Genomic DNA, 15045 nt, shown 5'->3' on the forward strand with positions numbered 1-15045 from the left:
AATCAAACCTGCGCCGTAAACTACCCAATAATCGCGCCTTCTGCAGCGGAAGAAACCATGCGGGCATAGCTGGACAGATATCCTTTCTTGAATTTGGGCTTTTTTGGAACCCAGGTCTTCAGGCGTTGCTTGATTTCCTCTTCACTGACCTTCAGTTCCAGCTTTCCACTGATACAGTCGATTTCAATGATATCTCCGTCCTGTACGATAGCCAGGGGTCCGCCGCTGGCGGCCTCCGGTGAAATATGTCCGACAAAACAGCCGTTGTTGGTTCCGGAAAAACGACCGTCGGTTATGAGAGCGGCGGTTTTAGCCAGCCCCATCCCATTGAGATATTTCATAGACTTATACATTTCCCGCATCCCCGGACCGCCTTTCGGGCCTTCGTAGCGGATTACGATAACCGTGCCTTCTTTAATGAAGCCGCTGAGGATTGCTCGATTGGCATCCTCTTCACAATCAAAGCATAGGGCCGTACCTGTGAATCTGCGGGCGGACGGATCGATGGCCCCTGGTTTTGTGACCGCGGTCATTGGCGCCAGATTTCCGCGCATAATCTGCAGGCCGCCTTGTTTTTCAAAGGGAGCATCCAAGGTCGTGATGCAGTCGGGATTTTTTTCATAGCGGTAAACATAAGCATTCAGATTTTCTGACAGCGGCCTGCCGGTTACGGTCATTGCTTGGCCATGGAGCAGAGGCAGGAGATTTTGCTGAATTCGCGGAACGCCGCCGGCAAGAAACAAATCGTTCATATCCGCATTACAGGCCGGATATACGCGGGCAATAACGGGTGTTTCCTTATTGTAGGCTTCAAAGGTTTCAAGGACATTCATGTCAAGCTCTGCTTCATAGGCGATGGCGGATAAATGCATGACTGCATTGGTTGATCCGCTGGTAGCCAGGCAAATCCGGACTGCATTTTCAACAGCATCGCGGGTAATGATGTTTCTCGCTGTGATCTCGTTTATCACCAGATTACAAATCGCCTCGCCCGTTTTCTGCGCCAGCCTCAGACGGTCGGGATGCACAGCCGGCGTCATAGCGCCGCCGGACAGGGCCATGCCAAGAGCCTCGCTCAGCGTACACATGGTATTGGCTGTTCCGTAAAAAGAACAGGAACCGCAGGAAGAACAATAGCCTTCTTCCAGTTTTTCAAAGGTTTCCCGGCTGATTTTTCCTGCGCGCAGAGCGCCCAGCCCCTCATCAATGGCAGTCATATCGGATTTGCGGCCGTGGAAGGTTACTTCGCCGCCCAGCATCGGTCCGCCAGGAAGATGGATGCAGGGAATATCCAGGCGAGCTGCCGCCATTAACATGCCCGGAACTATTTTGTCGCAGGAACCGAGGAGGACCAGCCCGGCCAAATTATGAGCCTGAGCCATTACTTCGATGCTGCCGGCGATCAGCTCCCGGGAGGGGAGAATGTAATGCATGCCTTCATGTCCTTGCCCCAACGCGTCGCAGCAGCCAATGGTTCCAAACTCAACAGCAGTCCCGCCGCCCCGATAGATTCCCTGCTTCACATAGTCAGAGACTTGCCGCAGGTTAAAGTGTCCTGGAACCAGCGTGCTCCAGGCATTGGCGATGCCGATAACCGGACGCTGCAAATCCTCGTCGCTGTACCCCATAGCCTTATAAACGCTGCGGTTAAGTGAAAATTATTCCCGATTGTTTAAGATGTTTTTTCGATCCATAAATAAAGTCATCTCCTTTTAACAGTTCATATCGTGATTCGCATAAAAAAGCCCTGATGCCGATCCTTTACAGGTTTAGACTGCAATGTCTGATGCAAAGACTGGTTTTGATGCGCAAGTACATCAAAATGGGACTTTTTCCACCGAGTGAATAAGGAGATCCATTCACAAAAACAACAACAAATCAACGGATCATCTTTATCAGGAGTTTACATAAAAGCGCTATCCTTAGGCAGATGCAATCTAAGGAAGGAGAATATGAAAACGTGATAGTAGTGAAAAACCTTGTAAAAAAGTATGGCAGCCACATAGCCGTAGACAACCTGAACTTTTCGATTGATAAGGGCAGGATTTACGGCTTTTTAGGTCCCAATGGAGCAGGTAAGAGTACAACCATGAATATTATGACCGGTTATCTGGCAGCCACAGAAGGGGAGGTGACGATCAACGGCTTTGATATACTCAAAAACCCGGAGGCATTCAAAAAATCCGTGGGATATCTGCCGGAGATGCCGCCTGTTTATATGGATATGACCGTGGGGGAATATCTGAACTTTGCAGCGGAATTAAAGGGCCTTTCCAAAGAAGAGCGCAAGATACAGACCGAGGTCATCATGGGCAGGATCAAACTGAACCAGACCGCGGACCGGCTGATTGCCAATTTATCCAAAGGCTATAGGCAGAGAGTAGGGCTGGCCCAGGCCATGTTGGGATTTCCGGAAACTATTATTTTGGATGAACCCATGGTAGGGCTGGATCCCCAGCAGATTATTGAGATTCGCCAGCTGATCCGCAGCCTGGCCAAAAATCATACGGTTATTCTCAGCTCCCACATTCTAGCGGAAGTCCAGGAGCTATGCGACTATATCCTTATCATCGCAAAGGGAAAGCTGGTGGCCCAGGATACGCCGGAAAATCTGGAACGACTGTTCTTAGGTACCGGCCTCATTAAGCTGGAAGCCAGGGGATCGGTGGAAAAAATTAAAGAGATTCTGTCCCGGGTACGGTTTGTCAAAGACTATACGCTTACGAAAAAAGACGAGCAGCTTTATCAGGCGGCTGTAACTGCACAAAAGGGAGCTGACATCCGGGAAGCCTTATTCTTTGCTTTTGCCGGGGAAGGTTACCCGCTCCTTTCCCTTTATGAGGAAAAAGGCACATTGGAAGATGTCTATCTCAAGCTGACTCAGGAAGGGGGCGGAGCAATTGAAAGCCGTATACAAAAAAGAGCTTAGTTCTTTTTTTCGTTCCATGACCGGATATGCACTGATCGCGTTCCTCGTCACTTTTACAGGGGTTTATTTTATGCTCTATAACCTCAACCAGGGCTATCCCTACTTTTCTTATACCTTATCGGCGATCATGCTGGTACTGCTGGTGTTGATTCCAGTGCTGACGATGCGCTCCTTTGCAGAGGAGAGAAAGAGCAGGACCGATCAGCTGCTGCTTACCTCACCTGTGAAAATCCGCCAGGTGGTAGCCGGCAAATATTTAGCTATGTGTACCGTATACCTGATTCCTAATCTGATTTTCTGCTTATTTCCATTGATTATCAAGGCGCAGGGAAATGCCTATCTGCTGGCGGACTATTGTTCCATTCTGCAATTTTTCCTGCTGGGATGCTCCTTTATTTCCATTGGCATGTTCTTCTCCAGCTTGACCGAAAGCCCGATCATCGCTGCGGTCAGCACCTTTGCGGCAACGCTCATCCTCTATATCTGGGAATACCTGACTGATTATTTGCCCGACGGAGCAGCGGCCAACTTTATCTTTGTGCTGGCCATCGGCCTCGGACTTGCGGCTGTCATCGTTCACGTGACGAAAAACCGCTTTCTCGGCTCTGCCATTGCATTTCTTATTGCTGCAGCAGCCATAATCACTTGCATTTTCAACTCATCACTCTTTGAGGGCTTGATTAAGAACCTGCTGGGCAGCCTGAACCTGGCCCAGGGTTTTAACAATGCGGCTTTTAATCAAATTTTTGATGTTACTGGCGTGATTTTGCAGCTAACTGTCATCTTTGTATTCGGGTTCCTGACGGTACAGAGCATTGAAAAAAGGCGTTGGAGTTAGGGGGTGCAGCAAATGAAACATATGAAGATCATAAAAAAATTAAAGCCAAAGAAACATCTTTTGAGCAAAGATGCTGTAAAAGCTTCGTTCTCTACCTTAACATCCAGACACGGAGCCTACAGTGTGGCTGCAATCATCCTGGTCCTGGTAATCGCCATCATCATCAATCTCATGGCAGGTCAGCTGCCTTCTTCCGTCCGCAATCTGGATATCAGCACCAACAGGATTTATGAAATATCCAAGACCAGCAAGACCTTTTTAAAGAACCTGAATCACGATATCAAGATCACCGTGATCGCCGAAGAGGATTCCATCGATGACCGGCTCAAAACCTTTTTGGAGAAATACAAGTCTTTATCCAAACATATTGAAATGACTACCATTGATCCGGTTCTTCATCCGTCGGTTCTCACCCAATATGATACTCAGGCACAGACGATTGTCGTGGAATGTGAAGATACGGGACTTTCAGAGGCCATCAGCTTTTCCGATATTTTGGTGCAAGATACGTCTTATTATTATACCGGCAGCAGCGACAGCTCTTTATTATCCTTTGATGGGGAAGGTCAGCTGACCGGGGCCATCAATCAGGTAACAGGCCGGGAAACCAAGAAAATCTATACTACTTCCGGCCATGGAGAAGCGGAGCTTTCCTCGGCGATCACAAATCTGATGAACAAATCCGGTATGACGACAGAAGCGCTCAATCTGTTGATGGACGATTCAATTCCAGAGGACTGCGACTTGCTTCTGCTCAACGGACCTTCGTCGGATTTGACGGAAGGGGAAAGCAGCAAGCTGGATCAATATATCAAAAAGGGCGGCAAAGTGATGGTGCTCATGGCAGAGCAGGGGCCGGAAACCGGGAATTTGATCAACCTTCTGGCTGACTATAAAATCATCATGGAGGAGGGATATATCGCAGATATGCAGCGGTGCTATCAGGGAAACTATTATTACATTTTCCCCAATGTGACCGGCAGCGGCGATATGATCAGCGGCCTCAGTACGGGAATGGTCCTTATGGCCAATAGCCGGGGCTTCGAATTGGGCGAGGATAGTGAAGAAATCTCTGTTTCCTCCTTCCTCCAGACTTCGGAAGACGGGTATGCCGTATCCGAGGATCGTGAAACACAAGGGACCTTTCAAATCGGAGCCGTGGCAGCCTATACTGCACAGGCAGAGAACGACGATGACCAAGTCGTTACTGGAAGCTTGACCGTATTTGGATCCAATTCGATCATCGATGAAACCATCACGCAAGCCTTTGCAAGCCTGGAAAATAAAACCTTATTTATGAATGCGATTACATCTGCCATTGGTGATGTGGATAATCTGTCCATCGACGCCAAGAGCATGCAGGTCCAGTACAATACAGTACAGTACGGAGGCTATATCAGCGTGGTTCTGATTTTCATCATTCCAATTATCGTGCTGATCATCGGTTTTGTATTGTGGATGAAGCGCAGGAAAGCATAGGAAAGAGGGGATCAATATGACAAAGAAAAAACAGATCACCGTTCTTTTCCTGGCAGCGGCGGTGCTGCTTGCATTGTACGCAGGCCTGAAAGCATACAACAGCTGGAGCTATAAAGCAGAAACGGAAAAAACATCCAAAGAGTTGACGGCAACCGATTTGAATACGGAGGATATTGAAAAAATTGATTATACGGATGGCAGCGATACCGTGACCTTTGAAAAGAAGGAAAATACCTGGTATTATTCGCAGGATGAATCGCTGCCTCTCAAACAGAGCCTGGCGCAGGAAGCCGTCAGCGCTTTCTGTACCATAACCGGAAACCGCAAGCTTTCCGGCGTGGATGCAATTGAAGATTACGGGCTGGCATCACCGGCCTTCAGCGTTGTACTTACTGATGGCAAAGGAAGGGAAACGAGCGTGGACATCGGCAGTAGTACAGGCACTGACTATTATCTGACTGCAGACGGGGGAACTACGGTTTTCACCGTCAGCAGTACGATTCTCGATTCGCTGATCTTTGACACTGCATCCATGATTCAGACGGAAACCTTTCCCGAGATCGACAGCAAGACGCTGAAATCTTTTACTGTGAAACAGAAAGGAAAGACGCTGGTCAGCTGCTCCGGCGACGATGAGGACCTGTCCGAATATGGAAGCGAGCTGTCAGGGCTTTCCCTGGATACCTGCGTCAACTATAAAACCAGCTCCGGGGAGTTGAGCAATTATGGACTCGACCAGAAGAAACGCAAAGAGATGACCGCTGTTTATGATGATTCCGGTAAGGAAAAGACACAAGTCTTTTACATGGGGTCGACTTTTCAGGAAAACGATACCCTTTACGCCTATATCCAGCTGAAGGGGTCAAAGATGGTTTATAAGGTCTTTGTTTCGGATACAGAAAAGCTTTTGGAGGAATTTTGACAAGCCAATCATTTCATAGTATGATATATACGACAAATCCAGTATCATATGCTGGATTTGTCGAAAGGAGTATGAATATGAAATATGTAAAGCGAAGTATTGAAGATATCGTTTTACAGTCTGAAAAGACCTTTAAAAGCATCTTGGTGGCAGGGGCAAGGCAGACGGGAAAATCCACCATGCTCAAAGAACTTTTCCCAGAAAAGAAATATGTGCCGATGGATGATCCTTTTGTTGAAGAGCAGGCCAAAGAGCAGCCTAATATGTTTATGATGCTGAACCCTCCTCCTGTCATTTATGACGAAGTGCAAAGAACTCCGGAGCTCTTCCGATATATCAAAATTAAATGTGACCAGAGCCAGGAGCGGGGGCTGTTTTGCTTATCCGGTTCACAGCCTTTAGAGCTGATGGAAGACGCGTCGGAGTCTTTATCCGGCCGGGTGAGCATCATAGAGCTTTCAGGCTTATCCATGAGAGAAATACAAGGGGATGCGTTTCACGAGCCTTTTGTCCCTACTATGGAATATGTGCAGGAGAGAAGTAAGACTGTAAAGCCCTTTGATCATATATGGGAAATCATACACAGGGGGAGTTATCCGGAACTTCAGGATCCGCAGGTGGAGTGGTCCGCTTTCTTTTCCAGCTATATAAAGACTTATCTGGAGAGAGACGTGCGCGAGCTATCCGCGGTGCAGAATCTGGATGATTTCAGAAAATTCATGATTGCCGTTGCTGCCAGAACCGGCCAGATGGTCAACTATGCCAATATAGCCGATGAAGTGGGAAAGGATCAGACTACGATCAAAAGATGGATGTCCGTATTAGAAGCTTCCGGCATTATATATCTTTTAGAACCCTTTACTTCATCCGTATTAAAACGGGCAATAAAAACACCTAAAGTGTATTTCAGAGATACCGGGCTGGCCGCCTATCTCACCAGATGGCTGACACCCGAAACCCTTGCCAATGGAGCCATGAGCGGAGCATTTTTTGAAACCTTTGTGATTTCGGAAATTCTCAAGTCTTATTCAAACAGAGGCATTGACTATCGATATTGTGTATCCTATTATCGGGGAAGGGATAAGAAGATAAAAGGAGATAGCCGGGCAGAAAGGGAAATCGACCTCATCATTGAAGCCAACGGCATCCTTTATCCCATTGAGATAAAAAAAGGCGCTTCGGTATCCGCAGATCAGACCAGCGCCTTTACAATTTTAGATCAGATTCCAGATAAGAAACGTGGGATGGGTGCGATTATCTGCTTGTGCCCTCAGCCGGGAGCATTGAGAGAAAATATCCTGCAGCTTCCAATCTGGTATATTTAAAACTTCCTGCCGATTTCTTCGATCTGGGATAGACTCCCAGTAGCCAGGATATCGCCTTTTTTGCAGACTCCGGTCACATAAAAACAGCCCCGGTCCTGCCAGCTCATATAGGAGATGGACTGGGAATAGGAATTGATGATGCCGTCAAAGATGGAGCTTTCCTCCATTTCGCCGCAGACCAGCAGCATGGACTCGCGGATAGGCAGCTGCTTTTCTCCAATAAGGAACGAATAAAATTTGTCGATGACTGCTTTTAAATATGTAGGGAAGGTAAACCAGTAAATGGGCGTGGAGAACACAATTGCATCCGCCTGTTCCATTGCCTGGGCGACTTGATTAAAATCATCATTCTGTACACAAGCCTTTCCGCCGCTGCTGTAGCAGCATTCGCATGCAGTACAGCCGTTTATCTTCAGCTGGGCGGTCTGGATTTTCGTGACCTGGTGGCCGGCGCTTTCCGCACCCCGTATAAATGCATCCGCCATCAAATCGCTGTTTCCCCCCTGGCGAGGGCTGCCTGTAAGGATCAGTATATGCTTGCTCATAACACTTGCCTCCATAATGGTTTTTTCTTATTATACAACGTTCTCGTCCGGGCAAAAAGGGGTTTGGGACAGATTCAAAAAATACCTCAAAAATACATAGGCATGAGGCGATTGAAAGACGCATCAGGGTTGCCCCGGCCTTTGTTTCGTGATAGACTATTCTGTCGAGGAATATAATCAAGGAACAGGAGTGACAAGCATGAAAGACAAAGAAAGAGTCAAAAAGGGAAAATCCTTGCAGAATATAAAATCAAAAGAAGAAACCGCGCTGGGAAGCCAGCCTGTGGGCCGGCTCCTCTTCAAACTGGCTCTGCCGGCGATTACGGCCCAGATCATCAATGTTTTATACAATATGGTAGACCGGATGTTCATCGGCCATATCCCAGAGGTCGGGGCAAAAGCTCTGACCGGAGTAGGGGTCACCATGCCGGTGATCATGGCCGTATCTGCATTTGCTGCTTTGGTAAGCATGGGCGGCGCGCCGAGGGCTTCAATTATGATGGGCCGCCAAAAGAAGGAAGAGGCTGAAACCATTCTCGGAAACTGCTTTGTGATGCTGGTCTGCGTTGCGCTGGCGCTGACAGCGGCGATTCTTATTTTCGGAAAGTCTATTTTGCTGCTGTTTGGAGCCAGCGAAAATACCATCGGTTATGCCCTGGAATATCTGAATATCTATGCCATAGGAACGATTTTCGTTCAGCTGGCTTTGGGCCTCAACGCCTTTATAACGACACAGGGCTATGCCACGACCAGCATGCTCACCGTTTTGATCGGAGCCGTTCTTAACTTAATTTTGGATCCAATTTTTATCTTTGCATTGAACATGGGGGTTAAGGGCGCGGCGCTTGCTACAATCCTTTCACAGGCGGTCTCCGCAGCTTGGGTGCTCCGATTCCTTACTTCAAAAAAACCATATCTTAAACTGCGGCTATGTCATATGAAGGTGAGCGCTAAAATCATCCTTCCTTGTATGGCTTTAGGGCTGTCACCTTTTATTATGCAGTTCACAGAAAGTGTCATTGCTGTCTGTTTCAATACTTCCTTGCTCAAGTACGGCGGGGATTTGGCGGTGGGGGCTATGACTATTCTCATAACCGTTATGCAGTTTGCCATGCTTCCTCTGCAAGGGCTGACCCAGGGAGCCCAGCCGATCATCAGCTATAATTACGGCGCATTGGATTTCCACCGTGTAAAAAGAACATTTCGGCTTCAGCTCATTTCATGCTTGACTTATTCCACGGCATTGTGGGCGGTCTGCATGTTTCTGCCCCAAGTGTTTATACATATGTTTACCAATGATACCCATCTGGTTGAAATCAGCGTTTGGGCTATCCGCATTTATATGGGATCCGCACTTCTCTTCGGCATACAGATCGCCTGCCAGCAGACGTTCATTGCGCTGGGGAATGCCAAATCTTCCATTTTTCTGGCAGTGCTGCGAAAGATCATTCTGCTGATTCCGCTGATCTTTATTTTGCCCCAGTTCTTGAATAATCAGGTGCTGGCCGTATTTCTGGCTGAACCAATCGCGGATTTTTGTGCGGTTTGTACCACCGGGACCTTGTTCTATCATTCCTTTAAAAAGCTGACACGGCAGGAGCCCGTCCCGCAGAAGGGTTAAGCTATTCTCTGTCTTGCAGAATCTGGCGGAGATAGGATCGAAAGGCTTCCATGTCGCCTATTTCCGCATAGCTGTCCAGGACCAGCAGGATATGACGCAGATCATGGCGTGCCGTACGGGCTTTTTCCATCTCCTGTAAGAGATCTGCATATTGTTTCTTTTGACGCTCCGTCTGAATTTCTTCTGTGCGGAGCTTTTTTTCTATTTCCGCCGATTCGATCGCCTCGTTAAGCATATGCAGGATCAAATAATAGGTAAGAAAAGTGGCGAAAATCCAAATGGACGGCAGAAGGGGCGTTGATATTTGGTCCGAATCGATCAATTCACCGTATATGAAATAGAGCGCCAGTTGGAAGTATAGGAAAAAGAGGCCGGGAATAAACCAAAGGTATTTCCAGAAATCCAGGTTTTCCGTTTTATTAATAATCGGTTTGAGCAGGCGGAGGACAAAGATGTAGAGAAGCGGAAATGTAACCAATGTTAAAATACCCTTTCCGATGATTAACGCTTCCAGCCGGGTGTGAGCAGGTTGCAAAAAGGAAAATATGCTGGTGGTTTTTACGATAATATAGAGGGTATCCGTGTAGCTTTTGATGATGAACAGCGTAAAAAGATTAATGATCTTTCTTCCTTTGAAAAACAGACAGCATACCAGTGCTGCCAGAGCCATAAAAGGGATCATCGAAATAGAAGAGGAGGAGGAGACGGAAGCTGCGGCAAGAAGGTGGCGGCTGCTGCAAAAAACAAAAATGATGTAAAATAAAACAAAGGGAATGTTGATGCGATTGGAAAACCGCAGCCGATCCTTCAAAGGCAGAAGAAACAGGATGAAAAAAGGTAGCAGCTCTTGCAGTTCACTGAGAATAATAAAAAACAGGCTCATCGTTCACGCTCCTCCTTGTAGTTATAAATCATTACCCGAACTGTAAATTTTTGTTCGTAATCGTAAAATCGCACAGTGCCTTGATACTTGTCGACGATATTCCGTACAGAAACTGTTCCTAGCCCGCTGCCGCTGTGGCGGGAAGAGACAAAACCGCTGCCGTTTTTGACGACTTCTCCGCTGAAGCTGTTTTGAATAAATAAAAGCAGCTTTGTTTGAGAACTTTCCAACCGGACCTTGACGAATTTTTCGCCGCCGGACTGGCCAAGGCAAGCTTGCAGCGCATTCTCCAGCAGGTTCCCCAACAGGATAGAAATGTCGATTTTTGATATAAAAATGTCTTTGGATACATTCGCGTACATAGTGAGGTCAATTTGATTCTCCTCATATAAATTACGATAATGGCGCAGAATCGTATCGACTTCATAATGTTCGCAGACCGGTGCTCCGGTCGCCTGAGCAAGCCGATTCAGGCGATTTTGAATATAGGCGCGAATGGCCGGGATATCGTTCGATTCGGCAAGCTTTTCCAATTGGGACAGGGGCAGGAATATTTCGGAACGAATTTTTTCCGTACGATGGGCGTCGTGGTCATAAAGGGCTTTTCGAATTTGACCCTGAGCTCGCGCAAGGCGAATCTCTTCCTTTAATCGGGCGTGTTTCAGCGTTTGACTGAGCATATACAAGATTAGATAATAGGTTATAAAGGTAATAAAAAACCAAATATAGGGCGAAACAGTAGCAGCTGTTCCTAAAAGGGACAGGCGGTCAAAGTATCCGTCTATAATCCCCAGACGGAAGATTAGATAAAAGGAAAATGGAATGAGCCAGAGACTGTTCCAAAACTTCATGGAAAAGGTCGGCTGGGCGATCGGGCAGAGGAGACGTCTAATAAATAGATAAACCAGCGGTCCGGTCAGGATTAGATGGAGCAGCTCCACCAGGTCAAAAGACCACCCGCTGAGGATGCTGATGAGCTGGGCGCTGAGCAGAAGAGTATCCAGATAATTTTTTATGACCAGCACGAAAAAGATGAGTGCACTTTTGCGCGCCGCGACCAAAAATATGCATATGCATCCGGTTCCCACCAAATGAAAGAGCGAAAATAAAAAGCGGAATTTGGAATAAAATTCAAGGAATTCAGGAGCATTTACAATTTCAATATTGATGAAAATTACCATAGCAACACAACTGATATATCCTATGGAAATGAAGATTGTTTTAGGTATGGCAAAACGGATCTGGTTTCGAAAGCTCAATAAAAAAAGAAGAAGCCAGGGCATATCCTCTTCCAGAATATTGATAATAATCGATAATGGGGACACGCGCAGCTCTCCTTTTTAAGTTCTAAAACGATTACAGGTTCAAATCTTGGATTCCTGCTCTAGACGATAGAATTCGTAGTCCGCGTATTTTTGTTTAATATCGGTTTTTCGATTACGGGTGATCGGCATAATATCACCGTTTTTCAAGATAAATTCATAACCCTTGAGACAGGCGACATGGTCCATGTTGACGATGCAATTCCGATAGCAGTTGAGGAACTGAGGATAAGGTTCCAACAGTTTGGAAAAATCGGAAAAGCTCATATAGCTCTTCACTACCCGTACAGGTGTATGGATTTGTATATAGTGATTATGATAATCGGTATATATGATATTGTTCAAACGAATTTTCACATAGGTTCGACTCTCTTTTACTACAATATAGCGACTTTTATGAGCCAATTCCTCCATACAGCGATCCATGGTCTTGTGGAAACGGTTATAATCGTAAGGTTTTACCAGATAATCGAAAGCCTGAACGGAATAGCCATTGACGGCATAATCAGTGCTGACCGTGGAAAAGATTATCAGATTATCATAGCCTTGATCCCGCAATTTGCGGGCTAAATCCAGACCATTGATGTCGTGCATGTAAATGTCCAAAAAAATAAGATCAAAGGACGAAGGCTGCTGTTCATCAATCAAGTGATTGCCGTTCTTATAGACCTTAATCTGGACGGGAATGAAATGCTCCTCACAATATTTTTTTATCAAACCTGACAATTTTTGCGCTTCGGATTCCAAATCATCTACAATTGCTATATTCAAAAAATAACCTCCTGGCTTGTATGATATATACATTCTATCATACAAGCCAGGAGGTGCAAAGAAACTATTTTTGCCGAATATGGTAAAAACGGGATTGATATAGTAAAATTGTCCGATTCGAAAGAAATCTGTCGAAAATAAGCGATTGGACGATCCTGCAGCAAAAGCCTGGAATAATAAAAAAGCCGGATGTGAATCTTTTTAATCCGCACCCGGCTCCATATTCGTTTACTTTTCAGAAGGTCCAAAGGTTTTCATATATTCCATTAAAGTATTCAGTTGTTTTTCTGCGCTCTTTTTATTCATTGACCAGACTGCCATATTCAAATCGGCTTTCTTTGCAAGAAACGCAGATCCATCCAGGTTTTCCAGTGTACCGCCTGGAGTTGTTTTGGGGCTGGTGGAAAGGGCACTGAAGAGCGGGGTCTTTTCTGAAGCGTACCATAGAGCTGTGGAACTGGCTTCTTTATATTTAATATCGCAAAGACCACAGGTGGTTTTAAATATTGTACGCATTTCATCGAGAATACTGTTCTCAAGACTTTTTGCATTGATCTGTAATTTAAACTGGCCCTTTTTCGTCGATACACGGCCGATGTTGGAAGCCGCTATTACATCTCCTTTATCAGATTTAAGATACGTGCCATTTATGATTGTATACATGAGACTGACAATATTATCCGTATCTTTTGTGGAAATTACCTGATCGGGCATTTTTGTTTCGATCATTGTATATTCAAAGGGTTCTTCCAGATCATCATAGTATTCTTCAACTTTTTCAAAGGAGCTTTCAAATCGCTTTGTAAAGCTTTCCACATCGTTCTCCTGCAGAACAATCACCGCTTCAGCCGTTTTGGGGTAGAGATCCGATGCTTCTCCCCCTTCAAAGGATGCTAATTCAAAGAGGACGCTGGAACTCTTGCAGGAAGCAAGAAGATCGCCGATGGTCTTGATGGCATTGGGGTAATCGCCCCGATACTTGTAGGGACTCTTGGAAGCCGTTCCTGTCAGCTGGATTTTGTAAGCCTTTGTGTACTGAGGCGAAGTCCGCTTAAGCGTTTGCGAGGCTATGATTTCGGAGGATGCGGCGATGCTGTTATATAAAGCCGGCTCTTCTTCATGATTGAGAACAATAAAATTATCCGTTTTTAAATACTTATCGCTCAGCGCATTGGCTCCCACCGGTTTTCCATCCTTTTCCAGGGTAAAAATCGCCTTCAGGCTTCCGTGACTGTCGGAACTGTATAGGAGTGCCATCACGGCAGCAGCAGTTTCAAGGTCACCGTTTTTTTCTTCTGCTTGACCCAGATTAATCGGGCACTGGACGGTAAAGGTCTGCGCATCTTCGAAACCTTCCGAAGCCGGTTTTGCAAGCACAATATATTGATCATTGCTGGTCTTGACATCAATGCCGTTTTCCTTTGCCCATTCGTTCAGATAATCGGATAGTTGCTGAAAATCGGTGGAATCTTTCATCTGAGAGGAGAGACTCTCATAATTGGTATTCAGACTTTCTTTCACAGATAGTTTCGCATTTTCTTTATCCGTGCTGCAGCCCGTAAAAAGAAGAAAAACGACAATAAATGTCGAAATCAGAAAGAAGGGAAAAAATCGTTTCATAATTTTGAAATTCTCCTTGTTTATTATTTGAAATCCTATATAATAATAGCATATAGTGAATTGTAAAGGTAGAGATTTCATAGAGATTTCACGAAATCTTAATAAATCTCTGTTAAGGAGACCATATGGAGACGAAAAACTTAATTATCAGGGAAACCGTATTTGAAGACTGCGAGTATTTTGCCAAGTGGGAAACGGATCCGGAAGTGACCCGCTTTCTCAGTTATGACGAGGACAGGACGTATAAAGATGTGGTGGAAGAGTGGATCGTCGACAAATTAGATGAAACCAAACTGCAGTTTACAGTTGTAAAAAAGGAAATTCGCCGTCCGATCGGACGGATCTACATTACCAGACTGGACCGGTACTGTGATTCGCTGGACATTACAAAACTTTACATTGCTGGCAGCGAGAATCGCCAGCAGGGCTATGGCAAAGAAATGATGCGGGAGCTCTTGGAATACTGCTTTGTGTTCCTGCATATGGAACGGGTAACGCTGGATTATTACAACGGCAATAAAGGCGCGGCGGCCTTATACGAAAAGATGGGATTCGCCAAAGAAGGAGTAGCCAGAAACGCTACCAAAAAAGACGGTAAATATTATGATTTACATCTCATGTCCATGCTGAGAGCCGAATTCTTTGAAAAAGTGCATGATAAATATAATCTTTAATTATGTAAACCAAGAGACCTCCTAATCCCGGGAGGTTTCTTTTTTTGCGCTTCTGCGAATTCTGTCGAAAAAAATACACGAACAAACATCATAATCATATTGACTTAATATCTAAA

12 protein-coding genes and 1 pseudogene are annotated in these 15045 nt (G+C 45.7%); 7 read left to right on the forward strand and 6 right to left on the reverse strand.

The window, feature by feature from the left end; translation table 11 throughout:
- Window positions 1-20: 20 nt before the first annotated feature.
- Window positions 21-1637 (reverse strand): annotated as a pseudogene (gene ilvD / locus LG211_RS08540) (dihydroxy-acid dehydratase); the annotation flags it as partial.
- Window positions 1638-1960: 323 nt separating this feature from the next.
- On the opposite strand from ilvD, the gene LG211_RS08545 reads away from it, so the two are divergent.
- The 5 genes from LG211_RS08545 to LG211_RS08565 all read left to right on the forward strand — a co-directional run bounded on the left by LG211_RS08545 (window position 1961) and on the right by LG211_RS08565 (window position 7493).
- Window positions 1961-2929, forward strand: coding sequence for an ABC transporter ATP-binding protein (locus tag LG211_RS08545; protein ID WP_269477344.1), 969 nt, complete (start codon window positions 1961-1963; stop codon window positions 2927-2929).
- Window positions 2901-3767: an ABC transporter permease subunit gene (locus tag LG211_RS08550; protein WP_148395284.1), complete on the forward strand. Its 867-nt coding sequence runs from the start codon at window positions 2901-2903 to the stop codon at window positions 3765-3767. The genes LG211_RS08545 and LG211_RS08550 overlap by 29 nt, the downstream gene beginning before the upstream one ends.
- A gap of 12 nt (window positions 3768-3779) precedes the next feature.
- Window positions 3780-5246 carry a GldG family protein gene (locus tag LG211_RS08555; RefSeq protein WP_269477345.1) on the forward strand — a complete coding sequence of 489 codons (1467 nt, stop codon included), beginning with the start codon at window positions 3780-3782 and terminating at the stop codon, window positions 5244-5246.
- A gap of 16 nt (window positions 5247-5262) precedes the next feature.
- Window positions 5263-6168, forward strand: a complete 906-nt coding sequence (locus tag LG211_RS08560) for a DUF4340 domain-containing protein (RefSeq protein WP_269477346.1) — start codon at window positions 5263-5265, stop codon at window positions 6166-6168.
- Window positions 6169-6245: 77 nt separating this feature from the next.
- Window positions 6246-7493 carry an ATP-binding protein gene (locus tag LG211_RS08565; protein ID WP_269477347.1) on the forward strand — a complete coding sequence of 416 codons (1248 nt, stop codon included), beginning with the start codon at window positions 6246-6248 and terminating at the stop codon, window positions 7491-7493.
- On the opposite strand, the gene LG211_RS08570 is transcribed toward LG211_RS08565, so the two are convergent.
- Complete coding sequence (locus LG211_RS08570) at window positions 7490-8038, reverse strand: flavodoxin family protein (protein ID WP_227755127.1); 549 nt, start codon at window positions 8036-8038, stop codon at window positions 7490-7492. The genes LG211_RS08565 and LG211_RS08570 overlap by 4 nt on opposite strands.
- A gap of 199 nt (window positions 8039-8237) precedes the next feature.
- Here LG211_RS08570 and LG211_RS08575 point away from each other — a divergent pair, with 199 nt between their 5' ends.
- Window positions 8238-9659: an MATE family efflux transporter gene (locus LG211_RS08575; RefSeq protein WP_227755128.1), complete on the forward strand. Its 1422-nt coding sequence runs from the start codon at window positions 8238-8240 to the stop codon at window positions 9657-9659.
- A gap of 1 nt (window position 9660) precedes the next feature.
- On the opposite strand, the gene LG211_RS08580 is transcribed toward LG211_RS08575, so the two are convergent.
- From LG211_RS08580 to LG211_RS08595, 4 genes are all read right to left on the reverse strand, one after another.
- Entirely contained in the window at window positions 9661-10542 is an 882-nt protein-coding gene (locus tag LG211_RS08580) for a hypothetical protein (protein WP_148395279.1), read from the reverse strand.
- Window positions 10539-11867, reverse strand: coding sequence for a sensor histidine kinase (locus LG211_RS20045; RefSeq protein WP_148395278.1), 1329 nt, complete (start codon window positions 11865-11867; stop codon window positions 10539-10541). The genes LG211_RS08580 and LG211_RS20045 overlap by 4 nt, the downstream gene beginning before the upstream one ends.
- Window positions 11868-11906: 39 nt before the next feature.
- Window positions 11907-12635 carry a LytR/AlgR family response regulator transcription factor gene (locus tag LG211_RS08590; protein ID WP_148395277.1) on the reverse strand — a complete coding sequence of 243 codons (729 nt, stop codon included), beginning with the start codon at window positions 12633-12635 and terminating at the stop codon, window positions 11907-11909.
- 228 nt (window positions 12636-12863) lie between these two features.
- Window positions 12864-14255 carry a zinc-binding metallopeptidase family protein gene (locus LG211_RS08595; RefSeq protein WP_269477348.1) on the reverse strand — a complete coding sequence of 464 codons (1392 nt, stop codon included), beginning with the start codon at window positions 14253-14255 and terminating at the stop codon, window positions 12864-12866.
- A gap of 125 nt (window positions 14256-14380) precedes the next feature.
- Between LG211_RS08595 and LG211_RS08600 the strand changes: the two genes are divergently transcribed.
- Window positions 14381-14929 (forward strand): GNAT family N-acetyltransferase, encoded by a 549-nt coding sequence (locus tag LG211_RS08600; RefSeq protein WP_148395275.1) that lies wholly within the window; start codon window positions 14381-14383, stop codon window positions 14927-14929.
- Window positions 14930-15045: the final 116 nt, after the last annotated feature.

Origin of the sequence: Hominibacterium faecale (assembly GCF_020734085.1) — a bacterium.
GTDB lineage: Bacteria > Bacillota > Clostridia > Peptostreptococcales > Anaerovoracaceae > Hominibacterium > Hominibacterium faecale.